The 24,408-nt window shown below is 30.4% G+C and carries 22 protein-coding genes and 1 tRNA gene; 11 read left to right on the forward strand and 12 right to left on the reverse strand.

Going from position 1 to position 24,408, the window contains the following annotated elements:
- Window positions 1–150: 150 nt before the first annotated feature.
- Window positions 151–840 (reverse strand): porin family protein, encoded by a 690-nt coding sequence (locus L3X37_RS10065; RefSeq protein ID WP_237240055.1) that lies wholly within the window; start codon window positions 838–840, stop codon window positions 151–153.
- A 75-nt stretch (window positions 841–915) separates the two neighbouring features.
- On the opposite strand from L3X37_RS10065, the gene L3X37_RS10070 reads away from it, so the two are divergent.
- Both L3X37_RS10070 and L3X37_RS10075 read left to right on the forward strand, forming a co-directional pair.
- On the forward strand, window positions 916–1,836 hold the full coding sequence (locus L3X37_RS10070; RefSeq protein WP_237240056.1) for an SPFH domain-containing protein: 921 nt from the start codon (window positions 916–918) through the stop codon (window positions 1,834–1,836).
- A 70-nt stretch (window positions 1,837–1,906) separates the two neighbouring features.
- Window positions 1,907–2,398: a YdcF family protein gene (locus L3X37_RS10075; protein WP_237240057.1), complete on the forward strand. Its 492-nt coding sequence runs from the start codon at window positions 1,907–1,909 to the stop codon at window positions 2,396–2,398.
- Here L3X37_RS10075 and L3X37_RS10080 read toward each other — a convergent pair.
- From L3X37_RS10080 to L3X37_RS10090, 3 genes are all read right to left on the reverse strand, one after another.
- A complete protein-coding gene (locus tag L3X37_RS10080) occupies window positions 2,395–3,564 on the reverse strand; it encodes a GNAT family N-acetyltransferase (protein ID WP_237240058.1) in 1,170 nt (389 codons plus the stop codon). The genes L3X37_RS10075 and L3X37_RS10080 overlap by 4 nt on opposite strands.
- Window positions 3,565–3,630: 66 nt before the next feature.
- Window positions 3,631–4,110 carry a DUF1761 domain-containing protein gene (locus L3X37_RS10085; protein WP_237240059.1) on the reverse strand — a complete coding sequence of 160 codons (480 nt, stop codon included), beginning with the start codon at window positions 4,108–4,110 and terminating at the stop codon, window positions 3,631–3,633.
- Between the two features lie 82 nt (window positions 4,111–4,192).
- Window positions 4,193–6,217: a glutamine--tRNA ligase/YqeY domain fusion protein gene (locus L3X37_RS10090; RefSeq protein ID WP_237240060.1), complete on the reverse strand. Its 2,025-nt coding sequence runs from the start codon at window positions 6,215–6,217 to the stop codon at window positions 4,193–4,195.
- A gap of 99 nt (window positions 6,218–6,316) precedes the next feature.
- On the opposite strand from L3X37_RS10090, the gene folB reads away from it, so the two are divergent.
- Both folB and L3X37_RS10100 read left to right on the forward strand, forming a co-directional pair.
- Window positions 6,317–6,679, forward strand: coding sequence for a dihydroneopterin aldolase (gene folB / locus L3X37_RS10095; protein ID WP_237240061.1), 363 nt, complete (start codon window positions 6,317–6,319; stop codon window positions 6,677–6,679).
- A gap of 99 nt (window positions 6,680–6,778) precedes the next feature.
- Window positions 6,779–6,849: transfer RNA gene (locus L3X37_RS10100), tRNA-Cys, on the forward strand.
- A gap of 79 nt (window positions 6,850–6,928) precedes the next feature.
- Here the strand turns inward: L3X37_RS10100 and L3X37_RS10105 are convergent.
- From L3X37_RS10105 to L3X37_RS10120, 4 genes are all read right to left on the reverse strand, one after another.
- On the reverse strand, window positions 6,929–7,624 hold the full coding sequence (locus tag L3X37_RS10105) for a LysE family translocator (RefSeq protein WP_237240157.1): 696 nt from the start codon (window positions 7,622–7,624) through the stop codon (window positions 6,929–6,931).
- Window positions 7,625–7,742: 118 nt separating this feature from the next.
- Window positions 7,743–8,417 (reverse strand): head GIN domain-containing protein, encoded by a 675-nt coding sequence (locus L3X37_RS10110; RefSeq protein ID WP_237240062.1) that lies wholly within the window; start codon window positions 8,415–8,417, stop codon window positions 7,743–7,745.
- 296 nt (window positions 8,418–8,713) lie between these two features.
- On the reverse strand, window positions 8,714–9,907 hold the full coding sequence (locus L3X37_RS10115) for a succinylglutamate desuccinylase/aspartoacylase family protein (protein ID WP_237240063.1): 1,194 nt from the start codon (window positions 9,905–9,907) through the stop codon (window positions 8,714–8,716).
- A complete protein-coding gene (locus L3X37_RS10120; protein WP_237240064.1) occupies window positions 9,904–11,760 on the reverse strand; it encodes a CBS domain-containing protein in 1,857 nt (618 codons plus the stop codon). Before L3X37_RS10120 ends, L3X37_RS10115 begins: the two co-directional genes overlap by 4 nt.
- Before the next feature lie 129 nt (window positions 11,761–11,889).
- Between L3X37_RS10120 and rnpA the strand changes: the two genes are divergently transcribed.
- The 5 genes from rnpA (at window position 11,890) to L3X37_RS10145 (ending at window position 17,160) form a co-directional block, all read left to right on the forward strand.
- Window positions 11,890–12,264: a ribonuclease P protein component gene (gene rnpA, locus L3X37_RS10125; RefSeq protein ID WP_237240065.1), complete on the forward strand. Its 375-nt coding sequence runs from the start codon at window positions 11,890–11,892 to the stop codon at window positions 12,262–12,264.
- 13 nt (window positions 12,265–12,277) lie between these two features.
- Complete coding sequence (locus L3X37_RS10130) at window positions 12,278–13,093, forward strand: DUF4349 domain-containing protein (RefSeq protein ID WP_237240066.1); 816 nt, start codon at window positions 12,278–12,280, stop codon at window positions 13,091–13,093.
- A gap of 4 nt (window positions 13,094–13,097) precedes the next feature.
- Window positions 13,098–14,732, forward strand: coding sequence for a S41 family peptidase (locus L3X37_RS10135; RefSeq protein ID WP_237240067.1), 1,635 nt, complete (start codon window positions 13,098–13,100; stop codon window positions 14,730–14,732).
- A gap of 97 nt (window positions 14,733–14,829) precedes the next feature.
- On the forward strand, window positions 14,830–15,684 hold the full coding sequence (locus L3X37_RS10140; RefSeq protein ID WP_237240068.1) for an OmpA family protein: 855 nt from the start codon (window positions 14,830–14,832) through the stop codon (window positions 15,682–15,684).
- 6 nt (window positions 15,685–15,690) lie between these two features.
- A complete protein-coding gene (locus tag L3X37_RS10145; protein WP_237240069.1) occupies window positions 15,691–17,160 on the forward strand; it encodes a T9SS type B sorting domain-containing protein in 1,470 nt (489 codons plus the stop codon).
- Window position 17,161: 1 nt separating this feature from the next.
- On the opposite strand, the gene L3X37_RS10150 is transcribed toward L3X37_RS10145, so the two are convergent.
- The 3 genes from L3X37_RS10150 to rpiB form a co-directional block, all read right to left on the reverse strand.
- The gene (locus L3X37_RS10150; RefSeq protein ID WP_237240070.1) at window positions 17,162–17,605 is read right to left on the reverse strand and encodes a GNAT family N-acetyltransferase; all 444 of its coding nucleotides are present in this window, start codon (window positions 17,603–17,605) and stop codon (window positions 17,162–17,164) included.
- Window positions 17,606–17,720: 115 nt separating this feature from the next.
- Window positions 17,721–18,638, reverse strand: coding sequence for a cation diffusion facilitator family transporter (locus L3X37_RS10155; protein WP_237240071.1), 918 nt, complete (start codon window positions 18,636–18,638; stop codon window positions 17,721–17,723).
- Window positions 18,639–19,073 carry a ribose 5-phosphate isomerase B gene (gene rpiB / locus L3X37_RS10160; protein ID WP_237240072.1) on the reverse strand — a complete coding sequence of 145 codons (435 nt, stop codon included), beginning with the start codon at window positions 19,071–19,073 and terminating at the stop codon, window positions 18,639–18,641.
- A gap of 611 nt (window positions 19,074–19,684) precedes the next feature.
- Here rpiB and rnr point away from each other — a divergent pair.
- Both rnr and tnpA read left to right on the forward strand, forming a co-directional pair.
- Entirely contained in the window at window positions 19,685–21,919 is a 2,235-nt protein-coding gene (gene rnr, locus L3X37_RS10165; RefSeq protein ID WP_237240073.1) for a ribonuclease R, read from the forward strand.
- A gap of 89 nt (window positions 21,920–22,008) precedes the next feature.
- Complete coding sequence (gene tnpA / locus L3X37_RS10170; protein WP_237240074.1) at window positions 22,009–22,455, forward strand: IS200/IS605 family transposase; 447 nt, start codon at window positions 22,009–22,011, stop codon at window positions 22,453–22,455.
- 32 nt (window positions 22,456–22,487) lie between these two features.
- On the opposite strand, the gene L3X37_RS10175 is transcribed toward tnpA, so the two are convergent.
- Window positions 22,488–24,320, reverse strand: coding sequence for a M1 family metallopeptidase (locus tag L3X37_RS10175; protein WP_237240158.1), 1,833 nt, complete (start codon window positions 24,318–24,320; stop codon window positions 22,488–22,490).
- Between the last annotated feature and the right edge of the window lie 88 nt (window positions 24,321–24,408).

The following is a 24,408-nucleotide window of genomic DNA, read 5'->3' on the forward strand; positions in this document are numbered from 1 at the left end:
GAACCTTGATTGCGGTCGGACTTAAATGTACCAATGCGAAAACCGGCCTCGACAAGGAGCCTCCATAAAGATACGATTCGTTAGCAAAAAAACTCAACTGATTTTTTAGTAGGGAGATTGCATTAAACGAAACTTTCCAAAAAACAACAACTAAAACGAAATCACAGCTCCCAAAACCAACATCGTTTGGTTTCCTTTAAACTTAGAATCACCACCAGAAGCATCAACAGTTTTAGAGTTTAATTTGTTTAGAATATTTGTAAACCCATAAATGTATTGGGCTTTAAGCTTAAGGTTTTTAATTCCAACCGATGCGCCAATTACGCCATTAATATTAAATTGAGAAATATTTGTAATGTTTTCTGCAGTTAAATTGCTGTAATTATTAATATAATAGCTTTTCTTGCTTTCATCTTTAAGCTCTAATTTTCCGTTGTATTGTAGCATAGGACCCAAATCAATAGTAAAATAATTAGGCGCTACTTTTATATGCATAAGCATTGCTACTTGAGCTGCAAACATTTTATAATCAATAAATTCATTGGGGTTGCTATTACTTAATTGCGTTGGTCTTGCAGAAATATCAATACTACTTTCAGAAAGTTGCATACCAAAACTAATATTATACCATCTGTTAGGAATATCAACAGTTGAAGACAGCCCACCTGAAAATCCGTTCGATGAATTAGTTATAAAGTTATCGGTGGTAATATTAAATTGAGTAATTCCTCCTGTTATACCAATACCATTGCTAATACTATAATTTCCTTTTTGCGAAAAACTTTTTGTAACAAAACACAGTAAAAGCGCTACTAATAAGAAAGGTTGTTTAAATTTCATCATTTGGGTAATAAACAGCCAAATATAGTATAATTTTTGTATCTTAATTTTTCTAACCATTTTAATGTATTTATTATGAACTTATTTTTTATTCCTATTATCCTTTTCGGATTAATCATATTAATCTCTGCTTTCTTTATTGTTAAGCAACAAACCGCTGTGATTGTTGAACGTTTTGGTAGATTTCAAATCATTCGTCATTCTGGTTTGCAAATGAAAATTCCTTTAGTAGACCGAATTGCTGGTCGATTAAGCTTAAAAATTCAGCAACTTGATGTTATCATTGAAACTAAAACTTTAGACGATGTGTTTGTTCGCTTAAAAGTATCAGTACAATACAAAGTAATTCGCGATAAGGTTTATGATGCTTTTTATAAATTAGATTATCCGCACGATCAAATTACATCTTACGTTTTTGATGTAGTGCGTGCCGAAGTACCTAAAATGAAACTAGACGATGTGTTTGTTAAAAAAGACGATATTGCTATTGCGGTTAAAGCTGAATTGAACGATGCTATGATCGATTATGGTTACGATATTATTAAAACTCTTGTAACCGATATTGATCCTGATGCTCAAGTAAAAGAAGCCATGAATAGAATTAATGCTTCTGAGCGTGAAAAAATAGCTGCACAATTTGAAGGTGATGCTGCTCGTATTTTAATTGTTGAAAAAGCAAAAGCCGAGGCTGAAAGCAAGCGTTTACAAGGTCAAGGTATTGCAGACCAACGTCGTGAAATTGCGCGTGGTTTAGAGGAGTCGGTAGAAGTTTTAAATCGTGTTGGTATTAATAGTCAAGAAGCTTCTGCATTAATTGTTGTTACTCAACATTACGATACCCTACAATCATTAGGTGAAGAAACTAATAGTAATTTAATTCTTTTGCCAAATGCACCACAAGCCGGAAGCAATATGCTAAATGATATGGTTGCTAGTTTTGCAGCAAGTAACCAAATTGGTGAAGCCATGAAAAACGCTAAGAAGAAGAACGAATAAATTTTCTTTTTAATATAAACAAACCCTCTAGAATCATCTTTTAGAGGGTTTTATTTTGTTACTTTAAACCATGAAGAAAAATACTTTAATTGTTTTAGGATCTCCTAATTCTCCTGAAGGGGTTTTAAGTGATATATCTAGAAGTAGATTAAACTATTGTGCTAGCTTATACACCAAAGGTAGTTTTGTGCTTTGTACTGGTGGATGGGGTGATCATTTTAATACATCTAGTAAACCTCATGCTGAATATTCTAAAGCATATTTAATTAAAAATGGAATTCCTAAGGACGCCTTTTTAGACTTCGCATTATCATCAAATACCGTTGACGATGCTGTAAAAATTAAACCTGTTGTAGAAAAATTAGACAATGTGCACCTAACAATTATTACCTCAGAATATCATTTAGAAAGGGTAAAATTAATTTTTAATGAAATCTTAAACCCTTTTGAATTGGAGTTTGTTGGAGTTAAATCTAACCTTAGTAAAGATGTTTACAATAAACTAGTTGCTCACGAAAAAAAAGCGGTAAAATCGATTTTAGATAACGGATTATATTACTAAATTAAATCCGCTTTAAACGGATGTCTTTCTTCCCACTTTTTTATTGGATTCATGTATTTTACAATACACTTTAAAACCGTATTGGCAATAAAATTATTAGTGTGCTTTAAATACACATGCATTGTTTTGGGTTTTGCTCCAATTGAGCTTTTAATTTCCATTGCGGTTCTAGCATAGACAATGGTTTTAAAGTTGTTTTCAATACCAAAAAACGCCATATTAAACAGCATGTTTAAATACATTTGATACTTTTTCTGCAAGTCTTTGTTGTAACCTAAAAAGTACGTTTCTAAAACGTCATCATTTAAAATTAAAGTATAAAACCCAACCAATTCTTCATTTAAAAAGAAACCAAAAACTTTAAATTTTTCACCTAAGTTTACCTTTAGTTTATAAAAATGTTTTTTGTGCAACTTAAACGAATTAACACCTGCATTATCCGAAACAGTTTCATACAGTTTAAAAATAGTATCAGAATTGTTTTTAATAAATTCTTCGTTTAGCTCTTTACAATCAATATTTGTAGCTTTTTTCCGAGCCGTTTTATAGCGTCTATAATACTTTTTATTGAATGATGCTATGTAGTTTTCTGGTGTTTTCCAAGTATCTAAAATAGCAAGTATCATATTTGGCTGAACTTGTACTTTGTATAAATTATTGACTTTAAAAAATTCTGAGCTTTCATGAATCGTATCATTTTCAAAATAATCTTTAAAAGCAATGATGCGTATCTTTTTATTAAACTCAGATTTAATTTTGGTTGTTAAATGGCTTAATGCTTTTTCAAGTTGCATTAAATACTCACTTTGCGAAATTTCTAGCGAATTAAAGTAAATTCCATGTTGCCCTGTATGCATTAAATTACCAACAATTAATGCATTTCCTTTTATGATTTTTGATACTAATTGCTTTGCAGATTTTTTAATAATATTGCTTGAAGTCTTTCTAAATATATCATCCAAATACATTTCTACGCGCTGTATAATAGCAATACCAACTAGTTTTTTGGCATTAAAAACAGCTAAATAGTACGATGTTATATTGCTTGGAGATGATGATTCAAGTGTTTTTAAAAATGCTTTTTTTAAAAAAATATCATAATTTGGAAGTACATCCCAGGAATCGGGAAGTTTATTAACTGTAGTATATAGTTTATAATGTATCAATACAAAAGAAAAAAGACCGAAGTTAAATACCTCAGTCTTTAAATGTGTTAAAAAATTACAAAATTTTTACATTCCACAAAGTATCGCCCCCATAACCGCAAGAGTAACAATCCAATATCCGGCGTTTATAAAAATGTATTTAGCACTTTTACGTTCAAATAAAGCGTTAGTCCCAATAATTGGAAGCGCAACTAAGATTCCTGCTAATGTACCATGTAGCGCGCCATGTTTAAATGTTCTAAAGGCTGTTCCGTAATCTGCCATAAAGGCTTCAAACGATGGTAAAGCATTAGTTGGGTCTCCTCCTACCATTCCTAGTGCTCCCCATTGGGGATTTGTCATTTGCATAAGTTGAACGGCTAGTAATACAGCAAAAAATAAAGCTAATCCAAATATTTTAGCCATATTTCCACCTTTCATTTTTTCTTCTGTCATTCCAGAAGCTTGCATCCATGCATTTCCAAATACTTTTGGGTTGTACCATATAAATCCCACAACTAATGCAGCAACTGCAGCAATTGGGATTGCTATAAGGTTAATTGGCATTTCCATATGTTTTTAGTTTTAGTTAGAAGATAAATATAACTAAAATTAAAATATGTGTTTAAGTTTTAACACTTTATAGTACTTAAAGTGCTTCAGCTTCGGCTACTAACAACTCGTTTTTATCTTCTAAAGCTTTAGAAATAAAATTATTTATAGCCTCGTTTCGCTCTAATCCATTTTCTAGTAAAACACCTAAAGTTAACGTTGCAGCTATACGAGTTCCTGCTTTTTTTACCGCTGTATTAAACAATGGTTCTAAATCTTCATACGAGACATTTTTAGCTAATTCTTGAATTTCAGATTTAACTTTTAACTGTTTTTCTTCAGGGAGATTTGTATATTTTTTTCCCAATTGCTGAATGACACTAATTGCTTTTCGTTGATTTTGTTGCTGCAGTTTTTCTTGGTTTTGATTCATGCTATTTTTAGGCTTACTTCGACTATGCTCAGCACTAGTTTTTTTTGCCCAAGAATCTCTTAATCCAACAGTCTTGTTAAATACTAATTTTTCTCCAATAGAATCAACATTAAAATAGCCTAAACGTTGAAACTGAAACCTATCGCCAATTTTAGCTTCTTTTAAACTAGGTTCAATAAAAGCATCAATTACTTTTAGTGAATTTGGATTAATAAAATCTAAAAACGTTTTATCGGTATGGCTATCTGGAGCTTCATCCATAAACAGCCTATCGTATTCTCTAACCTCAGCTTTTATAGCATGTTGTATAGAGACCCAATGCAAAGTTCCTTTTACTTTTTTTGAAGTGTCTTCACTATATGTACAATGTACTTCGGTAATATTTCCATTAGAATCTTTTACTACGCTTTCTGCTTTAATAATATAGGCGTTTTTAAGCCTTACTTCGCCACCTAATCTTAATCTAAAAAACTTATTTCCAGCGTCTTCTTTAAAATCTTCTTTTTCAATATATAATTCACGAGAAAATGGCACTTTTCTATAACCTGCACTATTATCTTCTTGATTATTCTCGGCATCTAACCATTCTACTTTATCCTCTGGATAATTTGTTATTACTAGTTTTATAGGATTTAAAACAGCCATAACGCGCGGAGCAGTTTTATTTAAATCCTCACGAATACAAAACTCTAAAAGCGAAACATCTATAACATTATCTCTTTTTGCAACACCTGCTGTTTCTACAAACTTTTTTAGCGCTTTTGGCGTGTAACCACGACGACGCAAGCCAGAAATAGTTGGCATTCTTGGGTCATCCCAACCGTTTACAATACCATCTTCTACCAATTGCAATAATTTGCGTTTACTCATTATAGTATAACTCAAATTTAAACGTGCAAACTCTCGCTGTTTAGGCAGTTTTGGATATTTGTCTTTGCTATAGGTGTAAACCTGTTCTTTAAACCAGTTATAAAGCTCTCTATGAGGTTTAAACTCAAGCGAACAAAGTGAGTGTGAAATTTGTTCAATGTAATCACTTTCGCCATGAGTCCAATCATACATGGGATAAATACACCAATCGTTTCCTGTTCTGTGGTGATGCTTCTTTAAAATACGATACATAATTGGGTCGCGCATCAGCATATTAGTGTGCTGCATATCAATTTTTGCACGTAAAATATGAGTGCCTTCTTCAAATTCACCATCTTTCATGCGCTTAAAAAGATCTAAATTTTCATCAACACCCCTACTTCGGTAAGGACCATCAACTCCGGGTTGGGTTGGCGTTCCTTTTTGTTCTGCCATAGCTTCACTAGATTGTGAATCTACATAAGCCTTTCCATCTTTAATAAGTAAAACTGCCCAATCGTAAAGTTGCTGAAAATAATCTGACGAGTACAACTCATTAGCCCAAGTATATCCCAACCACTTAATATCTCGCTTAATAGCATCTACATATTCTTGCTCCTCTTTAGCTGGATTAGTATCATCAAATCTTAAATTTACTGGTGCATTGTATTTTTCACCTAAACCAAAGCTAATTCCTATGGCTTTAGTATGACCAATATGTAAATATCCATTTGGTTCTGGTGGAAAACGAAAACGCAACTCGTTATTAGGCATACCATTGGCTAAATCTTCTTCTATAATTTGCTCTAAAAAATTTAGTGGTTTTTTTTCTTCAGACATAAAAATTGGCAACTCTATTTAATAGCTTTTAAAAACTAATAATATTAAACAAAATATTGTGCAAAATTAGGTAATTTTGATGACTTAAAATGACATCTGATGGGAATTATAAAAGTTGAAAATATTCGAGTATTTGCTTATCATGGCTGCTTAAAAGAAGAGACAAAAATAGGCAGTGATTATCGTGTAGATTTGCAGGTTAAGGCTAATTTACAGCAATCTGCAAAAACAGATAAATTAATGGACACAGTTGACTATGTGTTTTTAAATCGAGTGATTAAAGAAGAGATGAATAAGCCCTCTAAACTACTAGAAACAGTAGCAAGACGTATTTTAGATAGAATCTTTAATGAGGATGGTTTAGTGAAAAAAGCATCAGTTAGTATTAGCAAACTAAACCCACCTATTGGTGGCGATGTTGAGCGTGTAACGATAAAAATGACTGATAAGCGTAAAAAATAACATTTTGTAAGGAAAAGTCATATTTTTTTTTACATTTGCAGCAAGTTTTTGATTCCCTCTCAAGACAACATTAAACACAATTTAATAGTAAAATATTAAGGCGTCGTGGCCGAGTGGCTAGGCAGAGGTCTGCAAAACCTTCTACAGCGGTTCGAATCCGCTCGACGCCTCAACAAAAAGAGATGTTTTTTAAAAGTATCTCTTTTTTGTTTTTATAAATTTTAATCATTTAAAAAAAGTGCTTACCTGCTAGTCTGATAATTTGTCTTTTATTGGATTTATTTGTTCTAATTTGTCTTTTATTCTTTTTTGTTCATCTGGAAAAAAACCTTGTACCAAAAGTAAAACCCCAAAGCCAAGAATTACTAATGCTATTATTTTTTTTGTCTTAAAAATAAGCCTTGGTGTTAATTGGTTTTTTAATTTTTTTGCTAATGCTATTTTAACCAAGTCTATCAAAAAATAAACAATAAGTATTGTGGATAAAAAAACGACAACACCATCTTTTGATTCAGTTAATGAGTTTCCCAGTACTATAAATGCAACCCAACCTAATAAAACGCCAATATTTATAAAATTAAGTAAAAATCCTTTTAAAAAAAGTTTGCCATAGCCTTTTTTTATTTCAACTTTATGATATTCTCTAACAATTTCTCGAAATGATTTTGAGGTTTTTATAAAAGAAATAACACCATAAGTAACTAATAAAACGCCACCAAAAATTAAAAAACTAGGATCATCTTTTACTTTTTCTAATAGCTTATTGGTACTGTAAAAAGCAATGATAATGAATAGAATATCGGCAAACATAACGCCGCAATCAAAAATTAAAGCGCTTTTAAACCCTTTTGTTGCGCTGGTTTCTAAAAGCACAAAAAACACTGGTCCTATTGTAAAGGCTAATATAAAACCAAAAGGTATCGCTGCTAAAATATCATCAAACATCATTGAGAGAAGGTTTACACAAAGTAAAGAAATATTTTATGATTATTAAATGTCTTTTAAACAGTATTTAAAAAAGAAAACCCACCTCAAACAGTGGGTTTAAAATATAATTAAACTTTTAATTCATACGTTTTACACGACCGCCAAAAACGCTGCTTTCATTTACATTTTCTGGATCTCCGTAAATAAACACATCGCCTCCAGCTCTTATTTTAATATCAACCAATTTAGATGCATTTACATAAGCCTCTCCTGCGGCTCTAACAGCAACTTCTGTATTGTCTGTTATTAATTCTTCTGCTTTGTAAACACCTCCTGTTAACAATGATACTTTTTGGTTTTTTGATTTTCCAGAAGTTATTATTACTCCTCCAGTAACAGATTTAATATTGGCGTAACTAACATTTAATTTAACATCTATCTTTGCGCCTTCTTGCGCCTTTAAATCAATTTCAAACTGCTTTATTTTATCTTTTGAATGTACATGTGCACCTTCGTTAACATCAATTACTTGTATAGAAGTATAATACAGTTTTACTTTTGTGTTGTTGCCATCAAAAATTTCTTCTAAATTCATTTTAATCTTTAGCTTTCCGTTTTTGTTGTTAAGAACTACATCATTAGTATTATCGCCAGAAATAATCACTTTATTTTCTTTAGATTTTATGAGTTCAACCTCTATTAAATCGTAAACTTTAAGTTCTGAGAATTCACCAACTGATTTTTCTATTGGGTTTTGTGCTACTGCCAGAGTTGCAATAAAAATAGCTAAAATTGAAAGTAAATTTTTCATAATATAATTGTAAGGGTTTTTAACATAACGCTAAATTATCAATAATTATTCCGTTGTTATTTTATTTATGAAAAAATTACAATTATTAAAGCCCATAATGAGTATTTAGCGCAATTGACGACTAACGCTAACTTGCAAAAATTTTAAACTTTAACTGCTATACCAGTAATAGAAACAAAGAAATTAAAAGTATTCACAAAAGAGTAATATGAAAAAAGCGGTGTTTGTTATGATGTAGGTTTACTAAACATTCTGATTGAATAAATAAAACACATTCAAAAGTCTCATAAAATCATCTATCTATACCAAGCTTCTTTTTTATAAACGCTAGTTTTTGCTTCTTTTTCTCGACTGTACAGTCTTAAATGTGTTTTATCAATTTGTTTGTTTCTATAACCTAACAAATGAAAGAGTGGTTTTGCTAAATATTTAGCGGCTTTAAGGTTGACTACTAATGCGCCTTTTTTGTGATTTATCCACGAAATACCTGGTAAAAAAACTAAAAGTTCATCAAAACGAAGGCGTCTTAATACGGCAGATAATTTTAAGTAAAACGGTTTAATAATTTTTATAATAAAAAACCCATCATCTCCTTTGGTTTGATATAATGGCATAAAAATTTTGGCATTATGCTTTGATAAAATTTGCTTGTTATTACTAACCGCCAAAGGAATTCCTTTTTTAATATTTTGAAAACTTTTAAAACCTTTAAGCATTTTAAAGTCTTTATTAGGTTCAATTTTATATTGATATATTACCTCAAAAACGTCTTTTATCTGTTCTGCTTCCTTTTTTAAAATATTGTAATGCTCTTTAAAACCTAAAAGGGTTTCTTTTTCTACATTGCCTGTATGAACCAGTGTTAAAAAAGCAAATGCAATGCAATTAGTTGTAGATGTTGTTAAATCGTGTTGTCCTGCTTCAAAACCTAAAGATACATAACCTAATTGATTAATATAACTTAAAAGTGGTCCATCTAAAAACTCTTCAATACCTAAAACAATTGGTACAGGAAACAGCTTAGAAAATTTTCTGTTAATTAACGCGTCGTTAATTGTTATAAATGGTAAAGATATACTAGAAGTTGTGTGGAAATCTATGAAATAAAACGGGCCGCTTTCTTCTTTAAAAATAGTTTGTAGTAGTTTAAATAATTCAACAACTTCCTGCTCTTCGTTATTTAGTTGTGCTTTTTTATGAATGGTTTCAATTTGCAGTGGCATCCAAAGTCTGTTTAAATCTTCATCAATAAAGCGTTGATTTGTTTTAAGTGCTTTTATATTGCCCGAAATACCATAAATTGTTCCTTTTACATCTTTAGATTTTATCTTTTTAAAAACATGCTTTAAGGCATTTACTCCTGCTTTTTCGTTGCCATGAATGCCACCAAAAAACACAACGGTTGATCCCTTTTTGTTACCTTTAATTTTACCAATTATTCTGTTAATAGTTGCTGGTTTTTCAATTATTTGGTTTTCTTCTTTAATCATTTATCAAAATCATTTAGCGTAATTAAACCATTTAATTTACCATATTTAATAACTGGTAAACAGCTTATATTGTGTTCTTTCATTAGGCTTTTAGCAATCTCTATAGGCTCGTTTTCAGTAATTGTAATGACATTAGTATTCATTATCTTTTTTACAGAATCGTGTTGTTCTTCTATGTTATCTATATAGTTTTTTACGCCCGCCCAAGAAATGAGACCTATAATCTCTCTGTTGCTATTAATAACAGGCATATGATGAATGTTTTTCCACTTCATAATGTTTAATACTAGCTCAACGCTATCATGTTTATCAATTGAAAAAACATCGGTACTCATAATATGCTTAACAGTTCTGTTATCTATAATAGATGGTTCATAATCTGTTTTTAACATGCCCCAAGTAGATACAGGATATCCTTTTTCTTGTTTTTCGTATAATTTAGCAGTTAATATTTGCATAGATTCGTATCTGTTGTGTTTAGTTTTTAAAAATCTATAATTTCTAGTTAGCCACTCTGCACCGTTATAGCTTTTAATTCTATTTTCAATAATATTTAAATAATACTCTGCATCTTTTGGAGAAATACCGGCGCTGTAGAGTCCTTTGTACGCCATTGGCAACAATTCGTTTCTAATTAAATCGAAACAAGAAACATACTTACCATTCCAATAAAACTGTGCCGCCATTCCGTATCGTGCCGCATTAAAAAAGTTTGTTTTTACATCTTTAAAACTCCACTTTTCATGAATGTTTTTATACTGTTTTGGTTGTCCCAGCATTACACCTACCCAAAAAACCATATTAGCAATTTCATCTCTAGTTGTTGGTCCTGAAGGAATATATCGGTTTTCTATGCGTAAATGTGGTTTCCCATTACCTGTTCCGTAACAAACCCGATTCCAAGGATAGACTGTGCCATTATGCAATTGAAGCGCACTTAATTTTGGGGTTTCGTTATTCTCTAACATTTCTAGGCTATCTTTTATAAAATTTGATGTGACAAAGCTTCTAAAACGTGAAATGTTATCTTTAAAAATATCTGCTATTGAGCCTGTTTGCCAATTATTACCAAAGCTAACACGAGATTGTCTTTCGTTTAATAAAAAAGAATTTGCGCGTGTATCTACACTTTGGGTAAAAAGAGCTATTCTGGTTTCGCTCCATAATTCTTTTCCGAATAATATGGGCGAATTGGTACATGCACTTAAAACGGGGCCTGAAATCGCTTGAGCCCAATTATAGCTATCAATAAAAGTATTTGGATTGACTTGTAAATGCATTTGAAAACTCGTATTACAGCCTTCTAACATAACCGAATCGTGCAATAAATTTAAATCATCTACACCTTTAATGTGAATACTAAAATTTTGTTTTCTGGTTTCTTTTATAGCATCATTTAATACCGAATAACGTTTTATTGGTGTCATTTTATCTTCAGTAATACTATCAATAGTAAAGGATGGCAAAATACCAGTTAAAACAATTTTAGTGTCTTTTTTATCCGCAACCTCTTTTGCCTTTTTAAGTAGCTCATCAAGTTGTTTGTGCAGTTCTGAAAAACAATTACCACTAAGTTCTAAAGGATCTAAATTTGCTTCAAGGTTATAATTACCTATTTCGGTGGTAAAGTGATCATCATTTATTGTTTTTAAAACATCTAAAGCATTGTTGGTTGGTAAAAAGTTTTTATCAACTAAACAAAACTCCTGTTCTGCGCCAATTCGAATAGGCGCTTCTTCAATTAAGCCTTTGCTAATCATCATTTCTAACGCCTCAATATCGTTCATTAAATGATGTATATAATGTGCTTTATCTTTTTTATTGCTTAGTTTTCTAATATTTAAATCGCCCATAATATTTAAAATTATTGAAAGGTTAAATTACTGTACCTCTGCTAAATAAAGAATGATTTTTATCATATAAAAATATTGGCGCTAACGTTTTAATTCTTATTCCTATTTTTGTGTTTATAATATCAGTAAATGACAGGCTCTTATCCTAAAAAAGAAAAACTTAAAAGCAAAAAACGAATAGACCAACTGTTTACAGAAGGGCAATCGGTTTCGGCTTTTCCGTTGCGTTTAGTGTATTTACAAACCCGTTTTGAAGATAAAATTGTTGCAAAAACGGGTGTTTCGGTAAGTAAGCGAAACTTTAAAACCGCTGTAGATAGAAACAGAATAAAACGTTTATTAAGAGAAGTTTATAGGCTAAATAAAGCTGATTTTTTTAACAACATTACAACACAATATGCGTTTATGATTTTGTACATTGGCAAAGATAAACCCACATTTACACAAGTTGAAACCACAATGAAACGCTTGTTTGAAAAGTTTTTAGATACGGTTTCTGAATAATAAAATAGCATTTATGAAATTACTCTCTTACTTATTTTTATTAATACTTCCTTTAATGTGCTCTAAAGCACCATCCAATAATGAAGCATCAAAAGAATATAATATGGCATCTGCAGATGTTCTTTATGCAGAACGATCTCCAACTATAAACGGTTTAATTTCTTCATCACCACAAGCTATAAAACAACAAATCATTAAAGAATCTTATTTACATTTTGAAACTCAAAATTTAGATAAAACCTATAATCAAATCAAACAATTTATAATTCAAAATAAAGGGTTTATTCAAGACGATCAATCAAACAAGTCTTATAGCAGAATTACCAGAAGTTTAACCATTAGAATACCAATAAATAATTTTCAAAAAACTATAGATTCTATAAGTAATCGTGTTGAGTTTTTTGACACCAAAAGAGTATCTTCAAAAGATGTAACCGAAGAGTTTATAGATTTAGAAGCGAGGCTAAAAGCCAAACAAACCTTAGAAAAACGTTATTTAGAATTGCTTTCGAAAGCAAAAAACGTTAAAGAAATTCTTGAGATTGAAAAAGAGTTATCTAAAATTAGAGAAGAAATTGAAGCTAAACAAGGTCGATTAAAATATCTTACAAACAAAGTTGCTTTAAGTACTTTAAACATAGAATTCTATAAACACACCGCCGAAAGTCGTGTAACAATTTCCTATGGAACAAAAATGTGGAATGCCATTAAATCTGGTTTCAATGGATTATCTATGTTTTTTATAGGTATATTACATATTTGGCCGTTTATAATTATTCTTATAATCTTATTCTTTTTAATTAAAAAATGGCTCAAAAAAAAGAAATAATAAAATGAAAAATGTTCTAAAAAAGAAACTACTAATTCCTGCTTTAGCATTTACCATTCTTTTTACTGGTTCTGCTTTTAAAAATGATTTTTTTGAAATTGCTAAACAAATAGAAATCTTTACCACTTTATTTAAAGAACTCAACATGAATTATGTTGACGAAACCAACCCTGGTGATTTAATGGATACCGCTATTAAAAGTATGTTAGCAGACTTAGATCCTTACACCAACTTTTTAAACGAACAAGATGTTGAGGCGGCTAGAATAAACAATACAGGAGATTATATTGGTATAGGTGCCAAGGTGAGAACCTTTAAAGATAAGCTGCTTATTGTAGAGCCGTATAAAGATTATCCTGCAGATAAAGCTGGACTAAAAGCTGGAGATGAAATTATAAAAGTTGGTAATACTGTTATTGAAAGTTATAAAGATGATGCTGGTAATTTACTAAAAGGTGCTCCAGGAACTTCTGTTGAAGTTACTTATAAGCGTCAAAATCAAACTAAAACTGCTACAATAAATAGGGCCGAAGTAGAGATTAATGCGGTTCCTCATTTTTCTCTGGTTAATAATGAAACTGGGTATATAGTTTTATCTCAGTTTAACAATAAAGCAGCTCATGAAACCAATTATGCGCTAAGAGATTTAAAAGCTCAGGGTGCAAAACGTATTATTTTAGATTTACGCGGAAACCCTGGTGGGTTATTAAACGAAGCTATTAAAATTGTTAATTTATTTGTGCCTAAAGGACAACTAGTAGTAACCACAAAATCTAAAGTAAAAAAATATAACAGAACGTATTACACACAAAAAGAACCTATTGATACCGAAATCCCTTTGGTGGTTTTAATTGATGGTGGTAGCGCATCAGCTAGCGAAATTGTTTCTGGTGCTCTACAAGATTTAGATCGTGCTGTTATTGTTGGCTCTAGAAGCTTTGGTAAAGGTTTGGTGCAGCGCCCTAAACTACTAACTTATGGTACACAGGTTAAAATAACTATATCAAGATATTATACACCTTCTGGCAGATGCATACAATCTTTAGATTATTGGAATAGAAACGAAAAAGGCGAAGCCGTTAGAGTAAAACAAGAAAATTATAACGAATACAAAACTAAAAACGGTCGTAAAGTTTTTGATGGTGGCGGTGTTTTTCCAGATGAAAACTTAGGCGTAATTAAAAACTCTGCTATTATTAATGCTTTAGCTAATGATAACTTAATATTTGACTTTGCTACCCAATATTATTATAACAATAAAATTACAGATATAAATAATTTTAAACTGTCGAATTCCGATTTTTTAAGTTTCAAAAAGTATTTAAGAACTAATAATTTTTCATTTATAACACAAACAGAAAAAGCACTTTACAGGGTTTTTGAAGCGGCTACAAAAGAAAATTTAAATGATGATATTGAAACTGATTACAACACCTTAATATCTAACCTAAACACTTCAAAAACAAAAGCTATTGATGAGAATAAGGACTATTTATTAGCGCTTTTAACCGAAGAAATAGTAAAACGATATGTTCATAGAGAAGGATTATATGACTATTATAAAATAAACGACCCTAAAATAAAAAAAGCAACCGAAATACTAGGCGACCCCTCAACATATTCAAATTACTTAAAATAAAGACGTTAAAAGCTTTTAACAAACGCTACCACAACCTTATAAATGCACTTTTTTAATTAAAAACAGTATATTTATAGCCATATTCTATTCCCCAGTAATGAATAAATTATTTAAAATAATATTAATTATACTATGCTTTAACATAGCTTCCTCTCAAAACAAACTCACACATGATGTTTATTTTGATACAGATAAATATGATGTGCCACCTACCGAAGAAAATAGATTACTGCTCTTTATTTCAACTTTAACAGATGTTGATATTGAATCGATTTCTATATATGGTTTTTGTGATGATATTGGTGCTGATGATTATAACTTAAAGCTGTCTCAACAAAGGGCTGATGCTATAAAATCTATTTTTTCAAATAACGAAATAAGCGAGTCTTTAATTACCAATGTTGACGGAAAAGGCGAAGTTTTGCTCAAAATAGTAAACGAAAAAAACCTAGTAAAAATTAGAGGTTTGAACCGAAAGGTGGAAATTATAGTGCAGCCGAAACCTAAAGTTATTGTTGAAGAAAAACCAATAGCACAAACAGTTAAAAAGAAAGATGTCCCTGAACAAATAAAAAGCGAACTTAAGGTTGGTGATAAAATAGTGTTTGAAAATATTTTATTTAAAACAGGGTATGCTACAGTAACTCCAGATTCTAAAAAAACTCTAACATCAATAGCTAAGGCTTTAGTAGAACGAGACGATATTTATTTTACTATTCAGGGTCATGTTTGTTGTACCAAATTTTCCAGAGATGCGGTAGATAGAAAAACAAAAAAACGCAACTTATCTGAAGCAAGAGCAAAATATGTATATAATTATTTTGCAAAAAAAGGTGTGGATAAAAAACGTATGCGTTATATGGGTATGCGAAGAAAATTTCCTCTTGGGGGCGACCCAAAATTTGACAGACGTGTAGAAATTTTAATTACTTATGTGGGAAACGAGAATTAAAAACGTATGGTTAATAAAATCAACTTTATCAGCTTATGCTTCTTTTTAATAAGTGGTTATTGTATTTCTCAAAACACCTTTGTTCCAGATGATAATTTTGAACAAGCTTTAATAAATTTAGGTTACGACACTGGTGCTTTAGATGATTTTGTACCCACTGCTAATATTAATACTGTAACTGAGTTAGATATTTCTGAGTTAAACATTACTGATTTAACTGGTCTTCAGGGTTTTACAGCATTATCTATTCTAGATTGTTCTGATAATAATCTTCTAAGTTTAGATGTTTCATCTAATTTAAATATTACAGAATTATATTGTAATAACAACATGTTGTCATCGCTTAATGTTTCTGCGCTTGACGAGCTAAAAATTCTTTGGTTCGACTTTAACCAAATTCCCAATATTAACGTTGTTAACAATACTAATTTAATTTCTTTAACTTGTGGTAATAATCTTTTAACCAGTTTAGATATATCTCAAAATTTAAGCTTAACTGTTTTGGTGTGTAATAACAACCAAATACCTAGTTTAGACGTAACACCTCATGCTAACCTAAATACTTTAATTGCTAGAAATAATTTATTGACGAGTATTAATGTAACTCAAAACCCAAACATAACTTTTTTAGATGTCGGCTTAAATCAAATACCTAGTTTAGATGTTACAAACAATCTTAATTTACGAGTATTGTTATGCTTTAATAACCTATTAACCAGTTTAGATGTTACCGAAAATATATTACTGAGCGATTTAAGCTGTGAGTTCAATCAACTTACTCAACTAGACATGTCTAATAATAGAACATTAGTAAATTTAGATTGTAGTGATAATAATTTGTGTTGGTTAGATATAAAAAATGGCACAACTGAAAGTGTTGTAGATTTTGAATTTAATCCAAATTTAAGCTGTGTTGTAGTTGATGATGCTTCAATAGATTACATTAATTGGAGACCACACCCGTATTCAAACTTTGTTAGTGATTTAAATGAATGCACAAGTTTTGTTCCTGTTGATTCATTACAAAACTTTATTGGCCAAAGTTATACTTTACCTGTTTTAAATAATGGAGAGTATCGTACAGCGCCTTTTGGAAACGGAGTATTATTAATGCCTGGAAGCATTATAACTAGTTCTCAAACCATTTATATTTATAATGAAACGATTTGCAATAGTAACCAATCTTCTTTTACGGTTACTATTACTCAAGAAAATGTGGATTATTTTATTCCAAAATACTTTACACCTAATAACGATGGTAATCATGACTATTGGAATGTTATTGATGCTAATAATAGTATAAATAGTGTTTCTATTTATAACAGGTATGGAAAATTATTAAAATTTTTACGCCCTTCTTCTCAAGGTTGGGATGGTACTTTAAATGGTAAACTTTTACCTGTTGATAGTTATTGGTATAAAATAACCTTAAATAATAACGAAGTTTTAAGAGGGTATTTTGCTTTAAAAAGATAGCTTATTGACGTATCATAGCAATATGGGGAATATCATCTTCAAGATACTCATCTCCTGTTTCTTTAAACCCTAAATTATTATAAAACTTACTTAAATAAACTTGAGCTGAAATTTTAATTTTTGTTTCGTTAAAATGTTTTTTTATAGCATCAATTGAAGCATTCATTATATCATAACCATATTTATGTTTACGTTCTTTTTTAGAGACTACTACCCTTCCAATACTAGCTTCATTAAAATAATCACCAGGTTTAAAAATTCGCGTATAACATACAGTTTTATTGTTTTTTAAACCTAAAACATGTAGTGCTTTTCTATCTTTTCCATCTAAATCTTGATATACGCAATCTTGCTCTACTACAAAAACTTCACTACGTAATTGAAGTAAACTGTACAACTCATATATTGATAATTCTTGAAAAGATTTTACTTTTATTTCTAACATGTTTTATACTTTTTTCGTTATTGTGAGACTTTAAAAAAGTCGTGGCAATCTCTTTAAATAAAGAAACTATCTTAAACAGATTCCCGCATCGTGCCTCCTAGGAATAACGTTCGTATTAATCCTGCACAATCACATCTTTTACATCATCTTTTCCAAACTCTGGCTGAATATTTACATGATTAATATCGTATTTACTAAATAATAAAGCTTCAATATCTTGTAAAATAGTATCAAATTGAGATAAGGTTATATCTTCATTAAAATCTATATGGGCTTCTAAATGAATTTCTTCTTCATTTAACTGCCAAATATGAACATGGTGCACATTTTTAATACTATTAAAAGCATTAATTTCTTCAACAATTTTATTTATAGGTGTAGATTCTGGAGTAAACAACATGAGTACTTTGGTTGAGTTTTTTAACAGATCAAAACCCATCCAAATTAAATATAAAGCTATTATAAAAGTAAGTACACTATCTACCCAATATAATTGATAATACTTCATTAATAAACCGCCTATTAATACCGCAATACTCGCCATCATATCTGTTAATAAATGCAGATATGCACTTTTCATATTCATATTAGCTTCAGAGTCTTTTTTTAATAAAAGCACACTAAAACCATTACCTAAAATAGCTATAACAGATAACCATATTACTAAATTAGATTCTATTTCTTGTGGATTCTGAAAGCGCTCAACAGCTTCAATAATTAATAAAACAGCAACAATCATTAAAGTAGCGGCATTTATAAAAGCTGCTAATATTTCGGCACGTTTATAACCAAATGTTTTTTGAAATGATGCTTTACGTTTAGAAAGTTTTTCTGCTATATAGCTTATAATTAAAGATACAACATCGCTAAAATTATGCAATGCGTCACTTAAAAGCGCTAAACTACCAGATATTAAGCCACCAATAACTTGCGCAACAGTAATAACAATATTTAATAGAATAGATATAAAAAGATTTCTGCCTTTTAAATCGGTATGAGAATGTGAGTGATTATGAGAGTGGTTATGACTCATTTAGCATGATAAAGGAATTTTATTCACTCTATTTTGGTGCCTTCCGCCTTCAAAATCCGTATTTAAAAACGTATCAACCATTTCAATAGCTTGGTGTATTGCTGTAAATCGTGCTGGAATACATAATATGTTAGCATTATTATGTTGCCTAATTAAACTAACAATTTCTTTGTTCCAACATAAACCCGCTCTAATATTTTGATGCTTGTTAGCCGTCATAGCTACACCATTTGCACTACCGCAAATTAAAATACCAAAATCTGATTCTTTATTTTCAACAGCTTCAGCAACAGGATGCACAAAATCTGGATAATCTACACTATCATTAGCATCAGTACCAAAGTTTTTCACTTTAATTCCTTTAGATTCTAAATGCTCTTTTATAGCAAATTTATAATCTGTTCCTGCGTGATCGTTACCTATTGAAATTGTCATTTTTTATATATTAGTTAGTTATAATACAAAGGTAATAATTATAATAGTTGTCAATTAATATATTCATTACTTGTTAATAACTGTTTATTAGTTTATAAAACTAAAATTAGGAGAATTCGTTTATTTTTTCAATCCATAACATTAAAGAAACATCCAAATAAGTTAATGTAAATTTTTTGTAAAGTTATTAGCACTAAAATGTATATTTATAAAACAAATACTAAATATTTTTATTAAATATAACTTGTTAAGTAAGATATAAACAGTTGTGAATAGAAAAATAAAACCATCTAAATTTTAGATAGTTATCGTTTAAATAACTGTTAACTTTATATCAATAATATTTAATAAAACACATATCAAAATAAACCTTAAAAAAGTTATACCACATATTAACATACTATAATAACCATTATTTATTTTTTTAAATTTATAAAAGAAAATTATTATATAATATATAATGTGGATAACTATATTTAAAGTTAAAAAATTGGTATTAAAATTATAAACCCTAACTTTGTAAAAATAAATAGCAATTTCTTCACCTGTACAATGCTATTAAATAACATAATTTCCTATACCTTAGGAATTGAAAATGATTACAAAATTAAATGAGTAAAAAAAGAAAAGGGAAGTCCAGAGAAAAAGGGATTTCCAACCTTACAAATACAATCTTAAGTATATTAAAAAAAGAAAGAAACCAAAGTTTTAATTATAAACAAATAGCTGCAAAACTAGGTGTGAATGATGCTAGTAGCCGAAATCAAATTATAAAAACTTTAACTAAACTAGCAGCAAAACAAGAGATACAACAAGTAGAACGTGGTAAGTTTAAAGCTATTGTAAATACTGAATACCATACAGGTATTTTAGATTTAGCAGCTAAAGGAAATGGGTATATTATTTGTGATGATTTTGAAGATGATGTGTTTATAGCATCAAATAATATAAACAAAGCTTTAGATGGCGACGAAGTAGAATTTTACGCCTATAAACGCAGGAAGCGAGGTAAATTAGAAGGCGAAATTACTAATATTATTAAACGCGCTAAATCTGAATATGTTGGTGTTATACAAATTCAAAAAAACAGTAATTATGCTTTTGTAATACCTGATAGTACTAAAATGTATAAAGATATTTTTGTACCTATTAATAAAACAATGAAAGCCGAAGATGGTGATAAAGTTTTAGTAAAACTTGAAGATTGGCCAGAAAATGCAGATTCTCCATATGGTAAAGTTGAAAAGATTTTAGGAAAACCAGGAGAACACAATACAGAAATTCATTCCATTTTAGCTGAGTACGGATTACCACACGAATTCCCTAATGAAGTTGAAGCATTTGCAAATAAATTAGATACCTCTATAACAGAAAAAGAAATTGCAAAACGCAGAGATATGCGTAAAGATTTAACGTTTACTATAGATCCTAAAGACGCAAAAGATTTTGATGATGCCTTATCTTTTAAAATTTTAGAAAATGGTTTATATGAAATAGGAATTCATATTGCAGATGTATCGCATTATTTACAAGAAGGAACCATTTTAGATGAAGAAGCTTACGAGCGCGCAACATCGGTTTATTTAGTAGATAGGGTAGTTCCTATGCTTCCAGAAGTATTATCAAACAATGCTTGTTCATTACGTCCGCATGAAGAGAAATATACCTTTTCTGCAGTCTTTCAAATGAATGATAAAGCAGAAATTAAAAACCAATGGTTCGGTAGAACCGTAACGTATAGTGATGCACGTTATGCTTATGAAGAAGCGCAAGCAATAATCGAAAATAATATTGCGGTGACTGAGGATATCGAAGTTATAAGTATTAATACTACAATACCACAAGAAATATCCCTTACTGGGAAAGCATACAACACCACACCAGATTTAGCAAAAGCAATTATAACTTTAGATAAACTAGCTAAAATTATGAGAAACAAACGTATGCGTGATGGTGCTATTTCTTTTGATAAAGTTGAAGTAAAATTTAATTTAGATAAAGATAATAATCCTGAAGGTGTTTTTTTTAAAACTAGTAAAGATGCTAATAAATTAATTGAAGAATTTATGTTGTTAGCTAATAGAAAAGTATCTGAATTTATAGGAAAACAAAGTCCTAAAAAAACATTTGTGTATCGTGTACATGATGAACCAGATGATAGTAAGTTAGCGGCATTACAAAATGTAGTAAGTCGTTTTGGGTATAAACTTAATTTTAAAGACAGAAAGAGCACCACAGCTTCTTTAAACAACTTATTAAAGGAAGTTAATGGTAAAAAGGAACAAAATTTAGTAGACACGCTTACAATAAGAAGTATGAGTAAAGCAGAATACACCACACAAAATATTGGGCACTACGGTTTAGCATTTGACTATTACAGTCATTTTACATCACCTATCCGACGTTATCCTGATGTTATGGCACATCGTTTATTACAACATTATTTAGATGGTGGAAAATCTGTTAATGAAAATAATTACGAAGAAAAATGTAAGCATTCCAGTAATATGGAATATTTAGCCACTAAAGCAGAACGAGATTCTATAAAATACATGCAAATTCGTTTTATGGAAGACCATAAAGATCAAGAATTTGTTGGCGTAATATCAGGTGTTACAGATTGGGGAATTTATGTGGAAATTATATCTAATAAATGCGAAGGTATGGTAAGTGTTCGTGATATGAAAGACGATCATTATGCTTTCGATCAAGACCAATACGCTATGGTTGGCAGAAATACTAAAAACATGTATCGACTAGGAGACGAAGTAGTTGTAAAGGTTAAAAACACAGATTTAGTTAAAAAACATCTTGATTTTAATTTGATAGGAAAAGCAGAAAATTAATAAAAAAAAGTGTTTCTAAATTACTTTAATCATTAGAATTCCCCGATGCTTGCGTCGGGTGTAGCGTAAAGATATGTAATTTTGGCATTATGAGTGAGCATATTCATAAGAGTCATAATAAAAGTTTGTTCTTATATCATTTGGTTTGTCCGATAAAATATAGGAGAAAAGTTTTGACAGCAGAAGTTTCACAAACGTTGCGTAATATATGTTTAGAAATATCGGCGCGTTATGAGGTACATTTTTTAGAAATAGGTTGTGATGAGGACCACGTTCATTTTTTGATTCAAAGTGTTCCTATGATGTCTGCAAAGAAAATATCAAACACGATTAAGAGTTTGATAGCTAGAGAAATTTTCAGATTACATCCAGAAATAAAGAGGTTTTTATGGGGTGGAAAATTTTGGACAAGTGGTTATTATATTAACACAGTTGGTCAATATGCAAATGAAGAAGTTATTAAGAAATATGTTCAAGGACAAGGAAATAGTCAGAGTTATGAAAAAATACATACTTCACAGTTGAAGTTATTTTGATACCTCGCATGCTTGCGTCGAGGTAGTTCATTTTATCCTTTATTATTTTCTTTATTAACATCTGCCATCATTTCCGCAGGATCAATTTGAACAGATTTTACATTTTTAGATGTTTTAAAAGTGTAGGTTGGATAAGCCCAAGCCCAGTCTTTAATTGTAGTTGCATTTGTTAGTTTTTCGCCACGCATCATTTGTAACGGGATATAAAAATCTTCTGTACTACCATCTGTATATGTTACTGTTAAATCTATAGGCATTGGCATTAAACCAATGCGTTCTAAAGTTATCGTGTTTTCTTCAACAGATTTTATGCTATAATCAATAGTATTTGTAGTTTGTGCAAAATCAATATAATACCAATCTAACTCTAAACCAGATATTTTTTCGGCTGTTCTTATAATATCAAACGGCTTTGGGTGTTTAAAAGCAAAATCGTTAAAATACTTTTTAATGGTTTGTTTTAAATTTTCTTCGCCTATAATATATCCTAATTGAGCTAAAAACACCTCGCCTTTACTGTAAGCAGAAATACTGTAAGCTCTATTATAATTATAACGATCGGCATGTGTGGTTAGTGGTTGCTCTTTGCTACTATTCGCCAAATAAACATAGGCTTTATATGCGTTTTCAAAAGGATTCGCTTTATTTTTATTTAAAATATCATTTAAGGCTTTATCTTCAATATAACTAGTAAACCCTTCGTCCATCCACTCGTGTTTGGCTTCGTTTGTAGCTAATAGAAACTGAAACCATGAATGTGCCATTTCGTGTGCTGTTACACCAAGCAAACCGTTAAATTTACCACTACCAACAATTAATGTGCACATACCATATTCCATACCACCATCTCCCCCTTGAATGATAGAATATTGCTTGTAGGGATAGTTACCAATATGAGTGCTAAAATAGTGCATTAATTCAATCGATTTTGGCTGTAGTTTTTTCCAATTTTTTAGTTTTTCTTTTGACATAGTGCTTTTATAAAAGAAATGAAGCTTAGGACCATTAGGAACTTGCACAGTATCATGAATATAATCTGGATCGGCAGCCCAAGTAAAATCGTGAACATTTGGTGCTTTAAAATGCCATGTGAGTTTATTAGTATCAGGTCTGTTTACTATTGCTGTTTCGTAGCCATAACCTATTTGGTTTGGGTTTTGTAAATAACCTGTACCACCAACAATATAGTTTTTATCAATAGTAAGCTTTACATCAAAGTCTCCCCAAACACCATAAAATTCTCTGGCAATGTATGGGTCTGCATGCCAACCTTCAAAATCGTATTCTGCCAATTTAGGGTACCATTGCGCCATAGATAATGCCACACCTTCTTTATTATGTCGCCCAGAACGACGAATTTGCACGGGCACTTGGGCATCAAAAAGCATATCAAACGAAACCTTTTCTCCTGGTTGAATAGGTTTTGCTAAATCAACCTCTAAAACAGTACCAACGGTTTTGTACTTGGTATTAACTCCGTTTTGTTTTAAAGCATTAACTTTAATATAACCAATTTCATTAGGTTTTAATTTACTAATTCTGTCGCCTACACGACCATCAGGATCTGCAATGGTTCTAGACCTAACATCCATTTCACTACCTGGTTGAAAAGCATTAAAATATAAATGGTAGTAAACCCTGTTTAACACATCTGGAGAGTTGTTTGTATATATTAATTGCTGTTTTCCTTTATACTGATAGGTGTTTACATCCATATCAATTTCCATTTTATAATTTACATGTTGTTGCCAATATCCAGAATTTTGAGTTGATGGAGGCGAAGGCGAAGTTGGTGCTTGCGCAACAATAATATTTTTTTGGCTATTACAAGAGAGTATTAGTAGAAAACAGAAAAAAGGGAGCATTAATTTCATAATATATTATTTTTAGCTGAATAACATTTTTAATTTGAAGTAAATAATAATAAAAAGCCTCTCTTAAAAGTCATTATCA

Source organism: Wocania arenilitoris (genome assembly GCF_021728535.1).
GTDB classification, from domain to species: Bacteria; Bacteroidota; Bacteroidia; order Flavobacteriales; family Flavobacteriaceae; genus Wocania_A; species Wocania_A arenilitoris.